16 protein-coding genes are annotated in these 19,703 nt (G+C 72.5%); 4 read left to right on the forward strand and 12 right to left on the reverse strand.

The features are described from left to right. Positions 1–49 precede the first annotated feature (49 nt). A complete protein-coding gene (locus ACQPZF_RS22160) occupies positions 50–1,309 on the forward strand; it encodes a sensor histidine kinase (protein WP_433274654.1) in 1,260 nt (419 codons plus the stop codon). Further along, positions 1,306–1,971, forward strand: a complete 666-nt coding sequence (locus ACQPZF_RS22165; RefSeq protein ID WP_433259917.1) for a response regulator — start codon at positions 1,306–1,308, stop codon at positions 1,969–1,971. The genes ACQPZF_RS22160 and ACQPZF_RS22165 overlap by 4 nt, the downstream gene beginning before the upstream one ends. Before the next feature lie 146 nt (positions 1,972–2,117). Here ACQPZF_RS22165 and ACQPZF_RS22170 read toward each other — a convergent pair whose 3' ends face one another. Then, complete coding sequence (locus ACQPZF_RS22170; RefSeq protein WP_433259918.1) at positions 2,118–3,296, reverse strand: ROK family transcriptional regulator; 1,179 nt, start codon at positions 3,294–3,296, stop codon at positions 2,118–2,120. Positions 3,297–3,351: 55 nt separating this feature from the next. Here ACQPZF_RS22170 and ACQPZF_RS22175 point away from each other — a divergent pair, with 55 nt between their 5' ends. After that, positions 3,352–4,512: an MFS transporter gene (locus ACQPZF_RS22175; protein WP_433259919.1), complete on the forward strand. Its 1,161-nt coding sequence runs from the start codon at positions 3,352–3,354 to the stop codon at positions 4,510–4,512. 3 nt (positions 4,513–4,515) lie between these two features. After that, positions 4,516–5,565: an amidohydrolase family protein gene (locus ACQPZF_RS22180; RefSeq protein ID WP_433259920.1), complete on the forward strand. Its 1,050-nt coding sequence runs from the start codon at positions 4,516–4,518 to the stop codon at positions 5,563–5,565. A gap of 65 nt (positions 5,566–5,630) precedes the next feature. On the opposite strand, the gene aroF is transcribed toward ACQPZF_RS22180, so the two are convergent. From aroF to ACQPZF_RS22235, 11 genes are all read right to left on the reverse strand, one after another. After that, positions 5,631–6,626, reverse strand: coding sequence for a 3-deoxy-7-phosphoheptulonate synthase (gene aroF / locus ACQPZF_RS22185; RefSeq protein WP_433259921.1), 996 nt, complete (start codon positions 6,624–6,626; stop codon positions 5,631–5,633). A 35-nt stretch (positions 6,627–6,661) separates the two neighbouring features. Beyond that, positions 6,662–8,038, reverse strand: coding sequence for a salicylate synthase (locus ACQPZF_RS22190; RefSeq protein WP_433259922.1), 1,377 nt, complete (start codon positions 8,036–8,038; stop codon positions 6,662–6,664). Continuing rightward, positions 8,035–9,657 (reverse strand): (2,3-dihydroxybenzoyl)adenylate synthase, encoded by a 1,623-nt coding sequence (locus ACQPZF_RS22195; protein ID WP_433259923.1) that lies wholly within the window; start codon positions 9,655–9,657, stop codon positions 8,035–8,037. Before ACQPZF_RS22195 ends, ACQPZF_RS22190 begins: the two co-directional genes overlap by 4 nt. A gap of 130 nt (positions 9,658–9,787) precedes the next feature. Then, positions 9,788–11,416, reverse strand: a complete 1,629-nt coding sequence (locus ACQPZF_RS22200) for an FAD-dependent oxidoreductase (RefSeq protein WP_433259924.1) — start codon at positions 11,414–11,416, stop codon at positions 9,788–9,790. Next, the gene (locus ACQPZF_RS22205; RefSeq protein ID WP_433274656.1) at positions 11,413–11,943 is read right to left on the reverse strand and encodes a DUF5987 family protein; all 531 of its coding nucleotides are present in this window, start codon (positions 11,941–11,943) and stop codon (positions 11,413–11,415) included. The genes ACQPZF_RS22200 and ACQPZF_RS22205 overlap by 4 nt, the downstream gene beginning before the upstream one ends. Before the next feature lie 140 nt (positions 11,944–12,083). Beyond that, positions 12,084–13,442, reverse strand: a complete 1,359-nt coding sequence (locus tag ACQPZF_RS22210; RefSeq protein ID WP_433259925.1) for a cytochrome P450 — start codon at positions 13,440–13,442, stop codon at positions 12,084–12,086. Next, positions 13,439–14,455, reverse strand: coding sequence for an enediyne biosynthesis protein (locus ACQPZF_RS22215; protein ID WP_433259926.1), 1,017 nt, complete (start codon positions 14,453–14,455; stop codon positions 13,439–13,441). The genes ACQPZF_RS22210 and ACQPZF_RS22215 overlap by 4 nt, the downstream gene beginning before the upstream one ends. Before the next feature lie 2 nt (positions 14,456–14,457). Next, positions 14,458–16,380: an FG-GAP repeat domain-containing protein gene (locus ACQPZF_RS22220; protein WP_433259927.1), complete on the reverse strand. Its 1,923-nt coding sequence runs from the start codon at positions 16,378–16,380 to the stop codon at positions 14,458–14,460. 3 nt (positions 16,381–16,383) lie between these two features. Further along, positions 16,384–17,358 carry a DUF1702 family protein gene (locus ACQPZF_RS22225; RefSeq protein WP_433259928.1) on the reverse strand — a complete coding sequence of 325 codons (975 nt, stop codon included), beginning with the start codon at positions 17,356–17,358 and terminating at the stop codon, positions 16,384–16,386. Positions 17,359–17,439: 81 nt separating this feature from the next. Further along, on the reverse strand, positions 17,440–18,495 hold the full coding sequence (locus tag ACQPZF_RS22230) for a DUF1702 family protein (RefSeq protein ID WP_433259929.1): 1,056 nt from the start codon (positions 18,493–18,495) through the stop codon (positions 17,440–17,442). Positions 18,496–18,505: 10 nt separating this feature from the next. After that, positions 18,506–19,462, reverse strand: a complete 957-nt coding sequence (locus tag ACQPZF_RS22235; RefSeq protein ID WP_433259930.1) for a hypothetical protein — start codon at positions 19,460–19,462, stop codon at positions 18,506–18,508. Between the last annotated feature and the right edge of the window lie 241 nt (positions 19,463–19,703).

Here is a 19,703-nt window from a genome sequence, read left to right on the forward strand (position 1 = left end):
CATCCTTGCGAGGTAGTCGAGCGGTGTACGCGAAGGGGCGGCGGTGCGGATGTCCGGCGGCCGGTCCGTCCACGAGAATGGGCCGGTGATGAACGGGCTGCTGGACCGGTTGTGGGCGCCGACCGGCCCGCCGCCGCGGCCGACCGTGCGCGGTCAGGTCTTCGACGCGGTGCTGGCGCTGGTCCTGTGCGTCGCGGCGGTCGAGTACGCGATCAACCCGCCGGACCTGCCGGACGTGCCGATCATCCCCGGCGTGCCGCGGAGGCCTTTTCCCGTCGAGCAGGACGAGTGGCGCGGCACGGTGCTGCCGGCGCTGCTGGCCTCGGGGCTGCTGGCGGTCCGCCGCCGGTACCCGCTGACCGTGCTGTGGACCGTGGTGCTCGCGACCGTGCTGACTCCGCACGAGTCACCGAGGCTGACGTTCTACGCGTGCGTGATCGCCGTCTACAGCGCCGCCGCGTACAGCCAGTACCGGCTGCCGACGATGGCCGGTGTGGCGGCGGCGGTGCTGTCGGTGAGCGCGTTCCGGGACTCGGTGCTGCCCATCGTGCCGCACGACTACATCGCGCTGATGATCCTCGTCCCGATCGCCATGGCGGCCAACGGCATGCGGACGTGGAAGCTGCGCACCGACGCGGGCCTCGCGCAGGTGTCCGCGCTGGAACGGGAGCAGACCGAGGCGTTGCGCCGGGCGGTCGAGCACGAGCGGGCGCGGATCGCCCGCGAGCTGCACGACGTGGTGACGCACAACGTCAGCGTGATGGTGATCCAGGCGGGCGCGGCCCGGAAGGTCATGGACGCCGACCCGGACCAGGCGCGCGGGGCGCTGCTCGCGGTGGAGGCGGGCGGTCGGGCGGCGATGTCCGAGCTGCGGCACGTCATGGGCCTGCTGACGGTGGACGGCCCGGCCGACCTCGCCCCGCAGCCGGGCCTGGACCAGATCCAGGCCCTGGTCGCACGGGTCCGCGACACCGGCGTGCCGGTCGGGCTGACGGTGGCCGGCACCCCGCGCCCACTGCCGTCCGGAGTGGAGTTGGCCGCGTACCGCGTGGTGCAGGAGGCGTTGACCAACACCGTGAAACACGCGACGGGCGCTTCGGCCGCGGTGGTGGTCGAGTACGACGCCGAGCGCCTGCGGGTGGAGGTCACCGACACCGGAGGCGAGCCGGGCGCGGCCTCCACCGGCGACGGCCGCGGGCTGATCGGCTTGCGCGAACGCCTCGCCGTCTACCGGGGAACCCTGCACGCCGGGCCGCGGGCAGGCGGCGGATACCGTGTCCTGACAGAGATTCCTTTGGAGGCCTCGTGACCGGCTCGCCGCGGGTGGTGATCGCGGACGACCAGTTGTTGGTGCGCACCGGGTTCCGGATGATCCTCACGGCCGACGGCATCGACGTGGTGGCGGAGGCGACCAACGGCGCGGAGGCCGTCGAGGCCGTTCGCCGCACCCGGCCGGACGTGGTCCTGATGGACATCCGGATGCCCGAACTGGACGGCCTGGAAGCCACCCGCCGCATCCTCGCCGGCGCGCCGGAGGAGCCGCGGGTGGTCATCCTGACCACGTTCGACCTGGACCACTACGTGTACGCGGCGCTGTCGGCCGGGGCGAGCGGCTTCCTGCTCAAGGACGTGACCCCGGAACACCTGGTGGCGTCCATCCGCATGGTCCGCGCCGGCGACGCGCTCCTGGCCCCGACCATCACCCGCCGGCTGGTCGAGCGCTTCGCCCACCGCGACACCGGGACGGTGCACCGCGACCTGTCCTCGTTGACCCCGCGCGAGTTGGAAGTCCTGCGGCTGCTGGCGCAGGGGTTGAGCAACGCCGAACTCGCCGGCCGCCTGCACCTGTCCGAGGCGACCGTCAAGACGCACGTGGCCCGGATCCTCGGCAAACTCAACCTCCGCGACCGCGTGCAGGCGGTGATCGCCGCCTACGAGACCGGGTTGGTCAGCCCCAGCGCCGGGGCCTAGGGCCGTCCCGCACGGACCGGTTGGACCGGGTCATGTCCGGCAGTGGACTTCGCACAGGTGGTGGCCCGGACGGGTCGCGAGCGGGACAGGGCACCGAGGCGTTCGGCGAGCGCCGGTGCGCCTGCACGGCTGACCGGACAACGGGTTCACCCGCGGGCGGCGGCTCCGAAGAGGTCGTCCTGCGCCGCCTCGCAAGCGGTGAGCAGCGCACCGCGCAGGACCGCCGCACCGCCCAGTGCACTCGGTCGCACGATCGTGGGTATCGGTGAGAGGGCGGCCAGGCGGGCGGCGACCCCGGTGGCCAGCGGGACGCCGCCGGCTCGGCCGATCTCGCCGCCCAGGACGACGCAGCCCGGGTCCAGCACGGCGGCGATCGACGCCGCTCCCACCGCCACGCGGTCGGCGAGGGCGTCCAGGAAGTCGTCGGCGGCAGTGGAAACCGCCTCGCGGACCAGTGCGGCGGCCGGTGGTTCGTGCGGTGCCGCGGTGGCGACCAGACCGTGTTCGGCGGCCAGTCCGACGATCGCCGCCGACGACGCCAAGGCGTGGAAGCCGCCGCCCAGACCGGGGCGCGGCGGGCCCGGCACCGGGAGGAAGCCCAGTTCGCCGGCGCCGCCGGAAGCGCCGCGGTGCAGCGTGCCACCGAGCACGAGGGACGCGCCGGTGCCGTGGCCCAGCCACAGCAAGGCGAACGTGTCGCGGTCGCGGGCGTGGCCGGCCCGGTGTTCGGCCAGGGCCGCGACGCTGGTCTCGTTCTCCACGATGAGGCGACCCGGCAGGGTGGCGCGCAGCGCGTCGAGCACCCCGCTGTGCCAGGGCGGGAGTCCCGGTGTCCGGCCCAGGTCGCCGGTCGCCGGGTCCACGAGTCCGGGAACGCCGATGCCGATCGAGTGCAGGGTCGACACGCCGGCCTCGCGTGCGGTGGCCGCCAGCAGGTCCAGGGTGAGGTCCACGGCGGACGCGGACGGGTGGACCGGGGTGGACGCCTCGGCCAGCACGGTGCCCAGCAGGTCGGCCACGACCACCGCGACGCTGTGGGTGCGGATGTCCAGCGCGGCCACCTGCGCCCGGTCCCGGACGATGCCGTAGAGCTGCGCGTTCGGGCCCCGGCGGCGGACGTCGGCCTCGCCCACCACGGTGACGAGCCCGGCGTCGCCCAGCCGCCTCACCAGGTCCGCGATGGTCGGGCGGGACAGGCCGGTCAGCCGGGTCAACTGGCCGGCGGTGAGCGGGCCGTCGCGCAGCAGGAGCAGGGCTTCCCGGTCGTTGATCGCCCGTGCGGCGCTCGGCGATGCGGGCATGGCCTGGTCCTTCCCGTCTTTCATTCAGGAAGCCTTCCTGATAATTTCCGGATCCTAACAAGGCGGAAGAGGTGGGGACGTGAACGACACAGCCGTCGCCGGCGGTCTGCGGACCGCGAGGCTCGCGGTGGCCGCCGTGTTCTGCGTGCACGGCGCGGTGATGGGGTCGTTCGCGACGCGGGTTCCGTGGATCCAGGAGCACGCCTCGGTCGGCGCGGGCCAGCTCGGGCTGGCCTTGGCGTTCCCGGCCATCGGCTCGGCGCTGGCCATGCCGTTCGCCGCCCGGATCGGCCACCGCCTGGGCACCCGGAACGCCCTGCGCGGCCTGCTGGCCCTGTGGACGCTGGCCCTGGTGCTGCCCTCGCTCGCGCCGAACCTGGGCACGCTGTGCGTGGCCCTGTTCGCGTTCGGCGCGTCGGCGGGCATGTCCGACGTGACCATGAACGCGCTCGGTGTCGAGGTCGAGCGCGGGCTGGGCAAGTCGATCATGTCCGGGCTGCACGGGATGTGGAGCGTCGGCGCCCTGATCGGCTCCGCCGGCGGCACGCTGGCCGCCCACCTGGAGCTGAACGCCCAACTGCACCACGCGGTGGCCGCCGGCGTCCTCACCGTCGCGGGGCTCGCCGCCTGCCAGGGCGTGCCGGACCTCCGTCCCGAGCAGGACGAGGAGCCGCCGCCGAGGTTCGCGCTGCCGCCGCGTTCGGCGCTGCTGATCGGCGCGATCGGGTTCTGCGCGGTGTTCGCCGAGGGCGCGAGCCTGGACTGGTCGGCCGTGTACCTGCGGGACGTCCTGGACACGTCGGCCGGCCTCGCCGCCGCGTCCACCACGGGCTTCACGCTGACCATGGTCGTGGCCAGGCTCGCGGGCGACGCCGTGGTCAACCGCGTCGGGGCGGTGCGCACCGTCCGGGTCGGCGGCCTGGTCGCCGCGGTGGGCGGCGTGCTCGTCGTGATCGCGCCGCACCCGCTCGTCGCCATGTCGGGGTTCGCCCTGCTGGGCTTGGGGATCGCGGTCGTCGTGCCGCTGGCGTTCGCCGCCGCGGGTCACCAGGAGGAGAACACCAGCCGGGCCATCGCCGGCGTCGCCACCATCACCTACACCTCGGGGCTGGTGGCTCCGTCGCTCATCGGCGCGATCGCCCAAGCCAGTAGCCTGACGGTGTCGTTCATGGTGGTGACGGCGCTGGCGTTCGGCCTCGTGGTGTTCGCCGGTGTGCTCTCCGCCCGAACCCGGGGGTGACCGATGGTGGTGCGGATTCGCGGCCGGGCCCTGCCGCACGGCGAGCACGTGGATCTGTACGCCGACGGCGACCGGTGGACGACCGACCCGGTGCGCGGCGCGGAGCTGGTGGCCGAGGGGTGGCTGCTGCCCGGCCTGGTCGACGCACACACGCATCCCGGCGCGGAGACGCCGGGTGACCCGCTGGACGAGGAACTGCTGCGCGACCACCTGCGGCAGCACGTCGACGCGGGCGTGACCGCGATCCGCTCGCCGGGGTTGGCCGGTGAGCCGCCGGCGTGGTTCGGCGTCGATCCCGAGGTACCGCGGGCCTGGCACGCCGGCCCGTGGCTCGCGCAGCACGGCCAGTTCTTCGACGGCTGGGGCCGGCGGGCTACCCATGACGAGCTGCCGGCGGTCGCGGCGGCGCAGGCGGCGCGCACCGGCTGGGCGAAGATCGTCGCCGACTGGCGCGCCGACGACGACGTGGTGCCGGCCGACGTGCTGACGGCCGTGGTGGCGGCGGTGCACGCGGTGGGCGGCCGGGTCGCGGTGCACTCCCAGCACGCGGCGGGCAGCGCGGCGGCGGTGGCGGCCGGTGTCGACTCGGTGGAGCACGGGATGTGGCTCGACACCGGGTCGCTGGCGCGGATGGCGGAGCAGGGCACGGCGTTGACGCCGACGCTGTGGGGCTTGCAGACGGCATCGCGGCTTGCCCGGGACAAGCCGGAAGGCCCGCGCAAGCGGTGGATCATCGACGGCGTGCACGCGCACGCGCCCCTCGTCGCCGCCGCGGCGGAGGCAGGCGTCCGGGTCCTCGCGGGCACGGATTCGTTGCCGCACGGCCGGATCATCGACGAGGTGAGGGCGCTGGCCGCCGCCGGGATGCGACCGCACGACGCCTTGGCCGCCGCCTCGTGGGACGCGCGGGCCTACCTCGGACTGCCGGGCCTGGAGCCGGGCGCGCCGGCGGACGCCGTGGTGTACGCCGAGGACCCCCGGTCGGACCTGGACCAGTTGGCCCACCCGGTCGCGGTGATCCTGCGCGGCCGGCCCGTGCGGGTGCGCCGCTGACCGCACGCGGCCGGTCGCTATTCCGGCGCGGCCACACGGCACTACCTTCGCGCACGGCCCGGAGGTCAGGTCACCGCACGGCGGGTCGCGGCGAGGACGCGTGCCAGATCCACCATGAGCTGCTTGAACTCGGGCGGTGTCACGGCCTGGCCGCCGTCGCACAGCGCGTTCTCCGGGTCGGAGTGCACGTCGATCATCACGCCGTCCGCGCCCACCGCCGCGGCGGCCAACGTCATGGGCGCCACCACGTACGCCTGCCCGGCCGCGTGGCTCGGATCGACGATGACCGGCAAGTGCGACATGCGTTTCACCACCGGCACGGCGGTCAGGTCCAGGGTGAACCGGCTGGACGGCTCGAAGGTGCGGATGCCGCGTTCGCACAGCACGACGTTCGGATTCCCGTGCACCAGCACGTATTCCGCCGCCAGCAGCCACTCCTGGACGGTCGCCGACATGCCGCGCTTGAGCAGCACGGGCCGTCCGCACCGGCCGACTTCCTGCAACAGCGGGAAGTTCTGCATGTTCCGCGTCCCGATCTGGAGCATGTCCGCGTACTCCGCGACCAGGCCCACGTCCTCCGGCCGCAGCACCTCGGTGACGATCGGCAGCCCGGTCAGCCGACGCTGCTCGGCCATCAGCCGCAGCCCCTCCACACCCAACCCCTGGAACGAATACGGCGAACTGCGCGGCTTGAACGCCCCACCCCGCATCAGCACCGCCCCCGCGCTCGCGACCACCGGCACGACGGCGGCCAACTGCTCGCGGCTCTCGACCGCGCACGGCCCGGCGATCACGGTGAACGTGCCCGCGCCCACCACGTGGCCGCCGACGTCCACCACCGTGGACCCCGGCCGGAAGTCCCGCGCCGCCAGGAAGTGCGGGCCGGGCGAGCCCACCACCCGCGCCACCCCGGCCATGCCGCTGAACCGGGCGCCGTCCGCGTGCGGCGCGACGACCACCAGGCTGTGCCGGGGCCAGCGGACCACGCGCGGCGACCACCCGCCGGCCTCCGCGCACGAGACGACGTCGGCCAGTTCCCCGCCGGTGGCGGTGGTGCTCATCTGCACGATCATGGTCGCCGTCCCCCCCGGCCCGGTCACCCGGTGCCGGACTCGGCCAGCCGCGCCGCCACCGGGGCGGGCACCAGGTGTTCGGCGACGCTGCGCAGCTTCTCGCAGGTCTCCTCGTACTCCCTGGCCGGCCGCGACTGCTCCACGATCCCCGCGCCCGCGCGCAGCCACGTGCGGCCGTGTTCCTGGTAGATGCTGCGCAGCACGAGCGCCGCGTCCAGGCCGCCGTCCGCGCTCACCGTGAGCACCGTTCCCGCGTACAGGCCGCGCGGTTCCGATTCGTGGCGGCGGATCACCTCGTAGGCGGGCAGCTTGGGGATGCCCGAAGCCGTGACCGCCGGGAACAACACGGCGAAGGCGTCCCACGCGGTGCGGCCCGCCGCCAAGCGGCCGGTGACCCGTGAACCGAGGTGCTGCACGCTGCCGCGCTGCTTCACCGTCATGTAGTCCGACACGCCGACCGTCCGCGGGTCGCAGACCCGCGTCAGCTCCTCGAACGACACCTTCACGGAGATCGCGTGCTCGAAGATCTCCTTGGCGTCACCCACGAGATCCGCCCGGAGCCGGTCGTTCGCCCCGGCCGCACGGGACCGCGCCCGCGTGCCCGCCAGCGGCTGGGTGGTCACCGCCCCGCCGGGCGCGACCTCCACGACGACCTCCGGGCTGAAGCCGCCGCCTCGCCGGTCGCCGAAGTCGAACAGGAACGACCGGGCCGGGTTGTTGCCGCGCCGTCCCGCCACGTAGGTGCCGACGAGGTCGACGTCGAAGTCCACCGGCAGCACGCGGGACAGGATCACCTTCTGCAGCCTGCGTTCCCGGATCTCGCGGACGGCCGCCGCCACGGCGTCCTGGTAGCGCGCGGCATCCGGGCCGGCCACCTCCAGAGGCCGCGTCTCCGGCTCGAACACCTCCACCGAAGGCCCGGACAACAACGCCCGCAGCACCTCGTCGCGGTAGGCGGTGTCGAGCGCCCGCCCGGAGGTCCGGCCGGGGCCGAACGTCACCTCGGCCTTGGGTATCACCAGGTGGATCAGCGGACCGCCGCCCACGCCGTCGCGCAGCCCGGCCAGCAGGTAGGACAGCTCGAACGCGGCCCAGCCGTAGACCCGCCAGCCGGCCACCGGGATGGTGTCCAGCAGCCGGGCCACCGGGCCGAGGTCACGGCCGTCCCACGGCACCGCACGCTCCACGCCGCGCCAGGTCAGGCGGACCGTGTCGCGGTCGGCGACCAGCTCGCCCTCCACCCCGCCGGCCACCGTGAACGCGCCGTGCTTCTCGTAGACGAGGTAGCGGCCGAGCACGCCGGAACGGACCAGGGAAGCCGCCGCCGCCAACGGGTCGTCCGACGCGGCGGCCTCGAACTCCACGTACCGGCCGTCCTCGGCCGGACTCTTCCCGCTCACTGTCGACCTTTCCGCTCACCGGGGGACGATGGCGGCGTGGCGACCATCTCCTGGAGCCTTTTCTTGTCGGGTTTGCCCACCGGCGTCAGCGGCAGCTCGTCCAGCACCACCAACCGCTCCGGCACCTTGAACCTGGCGATGCCCTTGCCCAGCAGCACTTCCCGCAGCTCGGCCAGCTCCAGCCGCGCGCCGGGCCGCAGCACGACGCACAGGCACAGCCGCTCGCCGGTCACCGGGTCCGGCACCGGGATCGCCGCCGCCGCCACGACCTGCGGCAGCACGTGCGCCAGGTCCTCGATCTCCAGCGCGGCGATCTTCTCCCCCGCCCGGTTGATCAGGTCCTTGGTGCGCCCCTCCACCACGAGGTTGCCGCTCGGGTGCACCCGCACCACGTCACCGGTCCGGTACCAGCCGTCGGCGGTGAACCCGTGCTCGTTGTGCGCGCCGCCCCGGAAGTACCCGCGCGGCGTGTACGGGCCGCGCGTCAGCAACTCGCCCTGCTCGCACGGGTTGCCGTCCGGGTCTACGATCCTGATCTCGTCGTCCTCGCTGATCGGCCTGCCCTGGGTCGCGGTGACCACGTCGAGCGGGTCGTCCGGCCGGGTGAAGTTCAGCAGGCCCTCGGCCATCCCGTACACCTGCTGCACGGTGCTCCGGAACTGGTCCACGATCCGCCCGGCGACCTCCGCCGGGCACCGCGCGCCGCCGACCTGGACCAGCGCCACGCTGGACACGTCGTGCCTGCCCGGGTCGAACGACTCCAGCCACCGTTGCGCCACAGCGGGAACGACCGCGACCGTGTTCACCCGGTGCCGCGCGATCGCCGCGAACGCGGCCTCGGGTTCCGGCGTCGGCAGCAGCACGACCTTGCCGCCGACCGCCAGCGTCCCGAGCAACCCCGGACTGCCGAGCGCGAAGTTGTGCCCCATCGGCAGCACGACGAGATACACCGTGTCGGCGGAGAACCCGCACACCTCGCCGCTGCGGCGGAAGTTGTACTCGTAGTCGTTGTGGGAGCGGGAGATCAGCTTCGGCAGGCCGCCGGTCGTCCCGCCGGACAGCAGCAGCACGGCGACGTCCTCCGGGTCCGGCGCCGGAGCCGTCACCGGGCCCTGCCAACGGCGGTCCGGCACGATGTCCTCGCCGACCACCAGCACCTGACACCCAATGTCCATAGTAGACGCTAGTCGGGTAGCCATCGACCGGAAGTCGAACCCGCGGAACGTGCCCGGCACGATGATCGCCGCCGCCTCGGCCGCGCGGGCGAGGTAGGACACCTCGTACTCGCGATAGGCGGGCAGCACCATCACCGGAGCCACGCCGATCCGGGCGCACCCCAACAGGACCGGCACGAACTCCCAGCGATTCGGCAGTTGCAGCAACACGTTGTCGCCGTCCCTCAGACCACTCGCGAGCAACTGCGCGGCGACGGAGTCCACCGCCGCCGCCAGCTCGGCGTAGGTGACCTCCACGGCACCGTCCACGAGAGCCACCCGGCCGCCGTGGCGCGCGGCCCACCGCGCGGGAAGAACACCCAGGACCTCCTGGCGCCAATAGCCTTTCCACACGTAGTCCGCCGCCACGTCCACGGGCCACGGAACCTGGCCTTCCCGCCGCATTCGGGCCCTCCGTCCTGAAGTCCAGTCTCCAGCGTGCCCCGCCCCGGCCGGCGGAGCTTCTTCGGACTTGCCGTCACCCGCGCACCAAACGCGTACCGGCCGCGTCGGCAGCCACGGCCGGCACGGGCCGTCATCCGGTGGCGGTCAACGTCCTCGCGCCGCCGATCGGCAGCGGAGCGCCGTACTCGACCTGCACGCCGCGTTCTCGGGCGGCACGCACGATGCCCGGCACCGCCCGCTCCGCGAGCGCCGCGATGGTCAGCGCCGGGTTCACCGTCAGCGCGCCCGGCACAGCGGACCCGTCCGTGACGAAGATGCCGGGGTGGCCGCGCAGTTCGTGCCGGTCGTCCAATGCGGACGTCGCGGGGTCGTCGCCGATCCGGCACGACGACAGCGGGTGCACGGTGTACGCGCCCACCACGTCGTTCGTCCACGGCATCACCTTGGCCAGGCCGTCGCGCTCCAGGATGTCCTTGACCGCCGCGTCGGCCTTGGCCCAGCCGCTCAGCGTGTTCGGCGTCGGGCGGTAGCCCAGCGGGCCCTTGCCCAGCATTTGCTGGGAGATCCGGTACGCGTTGCCGGTCGGCGGGAGCTGGCCGAACACGCCCTCGTTGTCGTCCTCGGTCATCAGGAAGATGGTCAGCCACGACTTCCAGCGCCGGAGGATCTCCTTCTTGTCCAGGCCGAACCAGGTCGGCCCGGCCGCGTCCGGGGCCTGCGCGAGGATCGTGCCGAGGCCGGGCGGGAAGTAGAGCTGCTCCAGGGAGAACCGCGAGTACTCCGGCAGCGAGGCGTCCAGGTTGTCCCAGTTCGCCACCACCGGTCCCTTACCGATCTGGTTGGCCTCGTAGGCGATGCCGTCGCCGCGGCTCAGCCCCAGCACCTCCCGCACGCGGTCCTCGTCGACGACGGCGGTGTTGAGCCGTTCGCCGTTGCCGGAGAAGTACCGGCCGACCGCGTGCGGCAGCGGACCGAGCTTCGGCTCGGACCGGCGCAGGATGACCGGGGTCGCGCCCGCGCCCGCCGCCAGCACGACGATCTTGGCGTCGATCGCGCCCTCGCCGGTCAGCACGCGGTAGTCCGTCTCGTCCACGTGGCTGTAGTGCACGCGGTAGCCGCCGTCGGCGTTCCGCGAGATCCGCTGGACCTCGTGCAGCGGCCGGATCTCCGCGCCGTGCGAGACGGCTCCGGGCAGGTAGTTGAACAACAGGGACTGCTTCGCGTCGAACCGGCAGCCGGCCATCATCCAGTTGCAGTTGGTGCACTTCGCGGCGTCGATGCCGACCGGGACGGGGTTCGCGGTGCGCCCCGCGTGGTGGCAGGCCGCCGCCCACAGGCCGCCCGCGTAGGTGACCTCGTCCCAGTTCTGCTTGCGGACCGGCATCACCTCCGACACCCGGTCGTACCACGGGTCGAGCGTGTCGCGGCTGATCGCGGCGGGCCACATCCGGCGGCCGATGCTGCCGTGCCGGTCGAACGCGAACCGGGGCGCGCGGGGCAGCGCCGCGAAGTACACGACGCTGCCGCCGCCGACGCAGTTGCCGCTGAGCACGCTCATGCCGTCGCCCACCACGAAGTCGAAGACCCTGGTGTAGGACGACCCGAGCAGGTAGTCGTGGTCGAAGTCCTTGCCCTCCAGCCACGGCCCGCGCTCCAGGACGACGACCCGCGCGCCGCCCGCCGCGAGGTGGTAGGCGGTGATGGCGCCGCCGAAACCGCTGCCGACGACGAGGACGTCGGTGTTCTCGATGGTGGTCATGCCGGGCTCCCGGACGGCGTCGTGTCCGGGTGCAGGCGCGCCAGCTCCCGGCCGTAGGAATACTGGGGGAAACGCCACAGACCGTCGGCGTCGGGTTTCGCGAATCCCATGGTGAGCAATCCGGGGTGATTCGCGGCCAATGCGTCGGCGGTGCTCATGTGTGCGGCGCTGTCGAATGCCATGGTGCAGAACAGGGCGAGCAGGATCCAGCCCTCGCGGTCGGGACGGCCGCGCGCGGTGAGCCGCTGCACGAGGGTCGTCCGGTGCTCGGCGGCCAGCGCGACGAACGGGGGCACGGACCCGTCCAGCGCGAGTCCGTGCTCGTCCGCGTACGCGGTGGCGTGGTCGTTCAGGGCGATGGCCAGCGGCGGGAGGCCGACCGCAACCCCGGTGGCCGGGTGCTGCAACAGCTCCAGCGCGCCGGAAGCCACCGCGCCGCCGCCGGCCGAGACCCCGGCGATGGCGTGGTCGTCCGGCGACCGCTTCTCGCCTGGCACGATGGTGTCCGCGAAAGCCTCCAGGGTCATCGTCCGGGCCTGCGCGTCTGCTGTGCCACTCGAACTCACGGAGGTCCTCCTTAGTCGACCGGCAATGGTCGTCGGATTCATTTTCCGATCACGCAGGCGGACACTCATCTTCGGCTGTGCCGAAATGGGAACCGCCGAATTCACACCGCGCGCACGGTCATCGGCAGGCCGCCGCGCACCCGCAGCGACAGCATCGGCTCCGGCACCACCTCGTGCCCCGGCACGGACGACAGCCGCAGGTCGCGGGACAGCAGGGCGATCACGAACACCGCCTCCATCATCCCGAGGCTGCTGCCGACGCAGAACCGCGGTCCCGCGCCGAACGGGATGTACGCGTACCGGGGCCGCCCGGCCACCCGGTCCGGCAGGAACCGGTCCGGGTCGAACCGCTCCGGCTGGTCCCAGAACCCGGGGTGCCGGTGCAGGGTGTACGGGCAGACCAGCACGTCCGACCCGGCCGGCACGTGGTAGCCGCCGACCTCGTCGTCCTGCTGCGCCTCGCGGGTGAGGATCCACACCGGCGGGTAGAGCCGCATGGCCTCCTCCACCACCATCGTGGTGTAGCGCAGGCGGTGCAGGTCCTGGTGGCCCGGCAGCCGGTCGCCCAGCACCTCCACCGCCTCCGCGTTTAATCGCTCCCACACCTCGGGGTGGCGGTCGACCAGGTGGCAGGTCCACCCGAGGGTGCTCGCCGTCGTCTCGTGCCCGGCGAGCAGCAGGGTGATCAATTCGTCCTGCATCCGGCGCTGTCCGACGCGGGGATCGGGCTCCCGCCGGGTCGACTCGATGAGCCGGGTCAGCACGTCGTCGCCGTCGCCGCCGGGCCGCTCGTCCCGGTCCGCCACCAGCCGCGCGACGACGTGCCGCAAGTGCTTGCGCGCCTTGCGGAACCGCACCTGCTTGGGCAGCGGCAGCCACATCGGGACCAGGCTCATCGTCACCATCTCGAACATGGCCTGGTCCTGCACCGCCTCGAACGACTCCCCGACCGCCTCGTGCACGGTCAGGTCCGCGTCCAGCAGGGTGCGGCCGAGCACGCCGAGCGTGAGGCCGGTCATCTCGTGCAGCACGTCGACCGGCCCGCCGCCCGCGTGCGCCCGCAGCCGCCCGACGAGCTTCGCGGCCTCCTCGGCGACCACCTCCGCCTGCCGGGCGATCCGCTTGTGCTGGAACACCGGCTGGATCGTCCGGCGCTGCTCGCGCCACAGCTTGCCCTCGCTGGTCAGCAGGCCGTCGCCGAGCGCGGCCTTGGCCTGCACGAGGCCGATTCCCTTGTGGTAGTTGGCCGCGTTGTCGGCCAGCACGTGCTTGGCGTAGTCGGGGTGGTTGAAGATGTAGAGCGTCTTCGGGTCGATCGCCACCCGGCACGCGTCGCCGTACGTGCGGGCGGCTTCGGACATCAGCCCCAGCCGGTCCGTCACCAGTTTGCGCAGCAGGCCCAAGGTCGCCCGGCGCGGCGGGCCGGGCGGCACCCTGCGGGCCGCGGTCGCGGCGGTCATGTCCGGACGGTCTTCCGGTCCTCACCGGCGACGAGCGCGACGGGCGTGTTGTTCGTCCCGTCGAGCACGGGCACGGCGGCGGCCTCGGCGCGCTGCTGCGCCTCGAACCGCTGCTGCGACTTGTGGACGAAGTGCACGCCCCACAGGAACATGCCGCGGATCAGGCACACGATCGCGGTGGCCAGGAAGATGCCGTACGCGATGTGCGCGACCATCAGCACGCCGTACACCGCGGCCACCCCCGCGCCGAACGCGACCTGCGCCGCCGGTTTGGACGGGCTCGTGCCGGGGTCGGTGATCATGTAGTTGGTGAACAGCACGAACGCGACGCCGGTCATCATGCCGAGCGCGGCCGGGATGGACGTGTCGAACAGCAGGCCGCGCACGATCGCCTGCACCGCGAACATGCCCACCCAGCCGAGGATCAGCCACATCCGGCCGGTCAGCTTGCCGTTGATCATGGTGCCGCCGACGATGATGATCGCCGGGATCAGCCAGTCCACCCACCCGCTGATGTGCTCGGTGAAGTGGTATGGCGGCGCGATGCTCGCCCACGGGAACAGCAGCAGGATCACCGCGATCCCGAAGTTCGACGGGTTCATGTAGTGCCGCAGCCGGCCGCGCACGGGAGCGCGCAGCACCCACTTCGCGCCGACCGCGACCACCACGCCGAAGATCAGTACCCAGAGCTGGTCGTTGACGTAGATCAGCATGTTCATCGCGAGACTGGTGATGTGCGCGGGGTAGAGGAACTCGACCACGCCGCGCACCCCCCGGCCGGCGTACCGGGGCGCGCGGCGCTCGCCCTTGGCGGAGACGGTCTCCAGGGCGATCTCGACGGTGTACCCGGTCAGCAGCGCCACGAACGGCCACAGCCAGGGCTGCTCGAAGCCGAGCAGCACGTAGCCGACGATGTTGAACACGCTGATCGAGACGGCGAAGTTGCGCAGCGCGATGGTGACCTTCGGCGAGTGCCGGGGCGCGGCGTCCGGTGGGCTGGTGGTTTCCGCCATGGCTACTTCTCCTTGGCCTGGGTGCCGAGCCGGATCTCGTGCCGGCCGGGGGTCAACTGGAGGTCCTGCTCGTGCGGGCGGCCGTCGCGGTCACGCCACTTGAGCTGCGTCCGCACCGGACCGGACACGTTGTCGCCGAGGCCGATGTGCACCTCGTTGCCGCGCTTGCCGGCGTGCCCACCGCCGCCGTCGACGCGCGAGATGTGCTTGCGCCCGTCGGGGGTCGTCACGGTCACCTGCGCGCCCACCGCCGGCGAGCCGGAGTCGTGGGCGAGCTTCAGGCCGAGGAACGCGCCGGGCTCGGGCGCCTGGTTGTGGTAGAAGACCGGCTGGTCCCACTGCCGCGCGACGGCGAAGTCGAGCCGGCCGTCGCCGTCCGCGTCGCCGGTCGCGATGCCCCTGGTGGGCACCGGGACGTCCAGGCCGAGCTGCGGCGCGATGTTGGCGTACGTGCCGTCGGTGTTCCGGACGTAGAAGTGCAGCCGCTGGCTGCCGGCGATGTCGTCGCCGTGGGTGACGTTCGGCCACCAGTACGGGTCGGCCAGCAGGGCGTCGTTCGCCGTCGCCAGCTCCTGCAACTGCGGCCACCGGTTGACCTCGCCCTTGACGAACCCGTTGGCCTGCGCGATGGCGGGCTCCCCGCTGTTGGCGAAGTCCGCGATCTTGACGTCCCAGCCCCAGCCGGACCAGGCGGTGCGCGCGGGTCCGCTGACGTCCTCGAACGGCGGCGTGCCCTCGGTCAGCTTCGCCCGGACCCCGGCCTGGTCCTCCGCGGTGCCCAGGAAGTGGAAGTTGCTCTCCTCGATGCCCCAGGACGTGGTGATGTTGCTGACGAACAGGTCGTAGACGCCGTCGCCGTCGAGGTCGCCGAAGTCGACGCCCATGCCCTTGAACGAGTCCGCGCCGAGCACCTTGGACTTCGGGGTGACCGCCGAACGGCCGCCCTCCACCAGCCCGAAGCTCAGCTTGCCGGGCGTGGAGCGGTTGTGCAGCAGGCGGTCCGGGCCGAAGTCGTTGGCCAGGTACAGCTCCGGCAGCGCGTCGCCGTCCAGGTCGTTGGCCGCCGCCGCCAGCTCCCAGCCCTTGGAGACGTCGGTCGGCAGCGCGTCGTCCACCTGCCGGAAGCGCACCGAGTCGTCGGTCGCGGACTCGAAGAGGAAGAAGTAGTCCTCACCGCCGTTCTGCGCGTCGGACATCGAGTAGTTCATCGCGACGCCGCCGCTGACCCGGTCGTCGAGCACCGGGCCGTGCGGGAAGTAGTTGGTGATGAGCAGGTCCTGGTGCCCGTCGCCGTCGAAGTCGTCGTACGCCACGGCGTTGCTGTTCCACTGTGGACCGTCGTACTCGGCGCCGCCGTTGCGGGGCGCCAGTTCGGTGGGGGTGAAGGAACCCTGCGACAGCGACGTGCCGCCGGTGCGGGCGAGGAACACGATCGGCGTGCGGCCCCAGTAGTAGACCAGCAGGTCGATCTCGCCGTCCTCGTTGAAGTCGCCGGGCAGGCAGCCCATCGGCGCGATGCGGTCGTTCATCGGCAGCGGTTCCGGGTCGAGCGCGAACGGGGCGTACCGCGTCGGGCCGATGCCCGGCACGGGTGTCACCACCACCCGGTCGATCCGGGGATCGGTGACGCACAGGTCGTTCTCCAACCCGTCGCCGTCCACGTCGTTCATCGCGATGGCCGCGCCGACCGACGAGATCCACGCGTCGATGTGCCGGTAGTCCTGGTTGACCCGGCGGACCTCCTGCTGCCGGAAGCCGCTCGGCATGGCGACCGACACCGGCTCGAACCGGTAGCCGCCCGCGAGGCGCGTGGTGTCCTCCGCCGACGAGGCGGGCACCCGCGCCACCAGGAACGTGATCAGCACCAGGACCAACGCGATGATGCCCGGCAGTTGCCGGCGCGACCAGCCGACCATGGTGGTCATCGGCTAGTACCTCCCTAGAGTCACGAGTTCGTCGGCGATGCGCCGCCGCCACACCTCGAAGGCGGGCAGCTCGCCGTGCACCGGCCCGTCCGGGCGGGTGTCGATGGTGATCTGCGCGGCCTTGGCCGGTTCCAGGCCGCAGAACACGCGGGTCGCCAGCTCGGTGTGCGGCACCACCAGGCCGGCCCGGAGCCGTGCCTCGGCGGCGAACGCGGAGCCCTGGGCGACCTGCGGGCCGTGCTCGCCTGCCAGCTCGCGGAACGCGCGCAGCTCCTCCTCGTCCGCCCCGCCGGCGTAGGTGGCGGCGAGCCCGGCTCCCGCGAACAGGTCGGCGCGCCGGTGTTCGGCGAACCCGCCGATCATCGCCGCGACCCGCCGGGCGTCGGTGCCGCCGACGAACCACATCCCGCGTCCGATGCCCTGGTCGATGGCGCGGAGGGCGTAGCCGGACCGGTCGCCGGCGGGCCACGGGAAGTCCCGCTCGACGTGTTGGGCGTGCACGTACCGGGCGGTCTTGAAGTACGCCTGGTGGAAGCCGTACCCGTCGAGCACCAGCCAGCGCAGCAACGGGTCGAGGCGGTCGGCGCTCGGCCACCGGAACCGGGGCAGCCGGGCCATCGCCCAGCCGATGCCGATGTAGGCCATGTAGATGTGGGCGTCACCCCGCCCGGCGAGCAGCCCCGCCAGGTGGTCGCCGCCGCCCAGCGGCAACCGGTCCCGGACGGTGAACGCCATCGCCGCGCCTTCGTAGGCGAAGCCGCGGAATCGGACGGGGATCTGCTCCAGTGCGGTTTCCGCGTCGGCCGGCCGCCGCGCCTCGGCGGCGTGCGCGTATCCGGCGAGGAACATCCGGCCGACCGTCTCCAGCAGTTCGCGGGCGGCCGGGTCTTTTTCTTGGAACCCGCGGACGTCCAGTCGGGTGGCCGAGACATTCGGCGTCAGAATTCGGCGTCTGAGCGCGCGCCAGCCAGCTCCCAAGATGCTCGCCTCCGTAGCCCGGATATCAGGTCAACCCATCATCACAGCACTTCCGACGGGCGGGCTACTTCATTCGTGCGGTCAAGAGCGGGATTGGGTGCCGACCGGAAAATGCGCGCGGATATTCCGTCGCCACAGCTCGTACGGCGGCACCTGGGGCACGTCGGCGGTGGCGTCGGCCGAAGACATGCCGGGCACAGCGGTGGTATCGGCCGGTTTCGGGGCGGCATTGACGGCGGGCACGGCGGTGGCGTCGGCCAGGTTCACGGCGGCGTCGACGGACAGTTCCCCGAAGGCTCGCGCGGCGGTTTCGGTGTGGTCCGGCACGAAACCCGCGTAGGTTCTCGCCTTGGCCGCGAAGACCATTCCGAGAGCCAGCTCGGCCTGGTGCCCGCCGGCGGCGGCGCGCAGCGAACGCAAACCCCCGGCGTCGCACCCGCCGGCGAACGTGGCGGCCAGCCCGACCCCGCTCCACAGGTCGGCCCGCCGCTCGGCGGCGAACCGCCGCACCGCGTCGGCGACGGCGTCCGGCCGCGCGCCGTGGATGAACCACAGCGCCCGGCCGATGCCCTGGTCCACCGCGCGCGGGAAGTAGTCGGGACGCCCCTGCCACGGGTACGGCGCGGGAACCCGCTGCTCGTCCACCCAGCGCCGGGTGTGGAAGTAGGCCAGGTCGAAGCCGTAGCCGTCGACCGCGAGCCAGCTCATCGTGGGGTGGAACGGCGAGTCCAGTTCGGGCAGGACCCGCTTCCACAGCGGGCGTGGCAGCCGGGCCATGGCGAACCCGATCCCGATGTACGCCAGGAAGATGTGCGGCCGGCCCGACCCGTTGAGCAGCGCCGCGGTCTTGCCGCCCCGCCCGCCGCGCATCGCGTCCAGGATCGTGCAGGCCATCGTCGCGCCCTCGTAGGCGAACCCGAGGACGTCGGGCCGCACCATGGCGAGCCGCCGTTCGAGTTCCCACTGGTCACGCCGGTCGATGCCCCACTCGAACCCGCAGACCACGGCCTGCGGGATGGCCTCCAGCCGGTCGGTGGCGGGTGTCGGGGTGACCGGGAAGCCGCGCCCGCCGAACGTCACGTCGGCCAGCGACGGCGCCATCACCAGTCTGCGCAGCGATCCGAGCACGGTCGGCATGCCCACTCCCCTACGCCCACGGCGCGGTCGGGTACCACGGGATGATGTCGCGGCGCGCGAGCAGCCGGACGTCCCAGTACAGGAACGTGAAGACGCCGGCCGCGATCAGCGCGACGGCGGTGATGACGGTGACGCGCCGCGGATCGGCCGCCAGCCAGCGGTGCAGCCGCCCGCCGAGACCGGCCAGGAGCAGGAACAGCACCGCCATGACCACGATGTTGCCGATGGACTGGAGGGCGAAGGCGGCGGCGCCGTAGAGCGGGTTGCCGCTCTCCGCCGCGTCCCGGAACATCTTGCGGAACAGGGCGAACGGCCGGCCGATCAGGAACCCGCCGATCAGCACGCCCATGAACACCATCGGAGCCTGCGGGAAGCGCCGGGAGATCCGGGCGAACGGGTCGCGCACCAGGCCCAGCGACGCCAGCCCGAGGTACAGCATGGCCAGCCCGATCAGGCCGAACACCACCATCGACTGGATGCCGCGGGCGGACAGGCCCGGCCCGGACGGCGCGGTGGAGAACTGCGGCAGGTCGGTGCCGACCAGGCCGACGACCACCCCGTAGGCCGCCGAGACCACGAGCATCCCGAGCGCCATCCAGGCCAACGGCCGCAGCGTGTGCGCGAGCCGGCTCAGCCTGCTGCCGGACGCGCCGAGCATCGGGGCGACCGCGCCGAACGCCGCGATGTTGCACGCGGTGAACGTGCCGGCCAGACCGGACACGAAGGCGAACGCGATGCCGGCGGCCACGCCCGCGATCGGCGTCCCCTTGGCGTCGTGGCCGAGCAGGGTGTCGGCCACGGTGTCGCCGATCGTCGAGTCGACGAACTCCGCCGACCACACCACGGTCAGCAGGAATCCGGCGATCCCGGCCAGCAGCACGACCAGTCCCCGGCGGCGGGGGAAGGCGCCGTTCACCAACGCCGACGTCCCCCGCGGCGGGCTCTCCGAAAGACTCGTGTTCCCCATCGGACCTCCCCGGTTCCGGCTCAAGCTAACAGCGCGGCACGCGGTCCGGACCGGTTGGCGGACAGGACGGCATCATCCGAGAAATCCCCCTCCCCGAAAGGACCAGTCGGCGACCGGGTTGTTCTCCGGTACACCCTGGTTAATATTTGATAGCACGTCGTCCCTGATTGATACCGGATAGTTCCGGATGCTTACATAACACCGATATTTAATTACCCCGGAATACCCGGGGCCGGGAAAT

The sequence above is a fragment of the Actinosynnema sp. CS-041913 genome (genome assembly GCF_050942485.1).
Lineage (GTDB): Bacteria > Actinomycetota > Actinomycetes > Mycobacteriales > Pseudonocardiaceae > Actinosynnema.

Coding starts and splice junctions, on each gene's coding strand:
- ACQPZF_RS22170 (WP_433259918.1), bottom strand. CDS start 3,296: ATGAAAGACGGGAAGGACCAGGCCATGCCCGCATCGCCGAGCGCCGCA.
- ACQPZF_RS22235 (WP_433259930.1), bottom strand. CDS start 19,462: ATGGGGAACACGAGTCTTTCGGAGAGCCCGCCGCGGGGGACGTCGGCG.
- ACQPZF_RS22205 (WP_433274656.1), bottom strand. CDS start 11,943: ATGACCCTGGAGGCTTTCGCGGACACCATCGTGCCAGGCGAGAAGCGG.
- ACQPZF_RS22220 (WP_433259927.1), bottom strand. CDS start 16,380: ATGACCACCATGGTCGGCTGGTCGCGCCGGCAACTGCCGGGCATCATC.
- ACQPZF_RS22200 (WP_433259924.1), bottom strand. CDS start 11,416: ATGACCACCATCGAGAACACCGACGTCCTCGTCGTCGGCAGCGGTTTC.
- ACQPZF_RS22230 (WP_433259929.1), bottom strand. CDS start 18,495: ATGCCGACCGTGCTCGGATCGCTGCGCAGACTGGTGATGGCGCCGTCG.
- ACQPZF_RS22160 (WP_433274654.1), top strand. CDS start 50: ATGTCCGGCGGCCGGTCCGTCCACGAGAATGGGCCGGTGATGAACGGG.
- ACQPZF_RS22180 (WP_433259920.1), top strand. CDS start 4,516: ATGGTGGTGCGGATTCGCGGCCGGGCCCTGCCGCACGGCGAGCACGTG.
- ACQPZF_RS22195 (WP_433259923.1), bottom strand. CDS start 9,657: ATGCGGCGGGAAGGCCAGGTTCCGTGGCCCGTGGACGTGGCGGCGGAC.
- ACQPZF_RS22210 (WP_433259925.1), bottom strand. CDS start 13,442: ATGACCGCCGCGACCGCGGCCCGCAGGGTGCCGCCCGGCCCGCCGCGC.
- ACQPZF_RS22215 (WP_433259926.1), bottom strand. CDS start 14,455: ATGGCGGAAACCACCAGCCCACCGGACGCCGCGCCCCGGCACTCGCCG.
- aroF (WP_433259921.1), bottom strand. CDS start 6,626: ATGAGCACCACCGCCACCGGCGGGGAACTGGCCGACGTCGTCTCGTGC.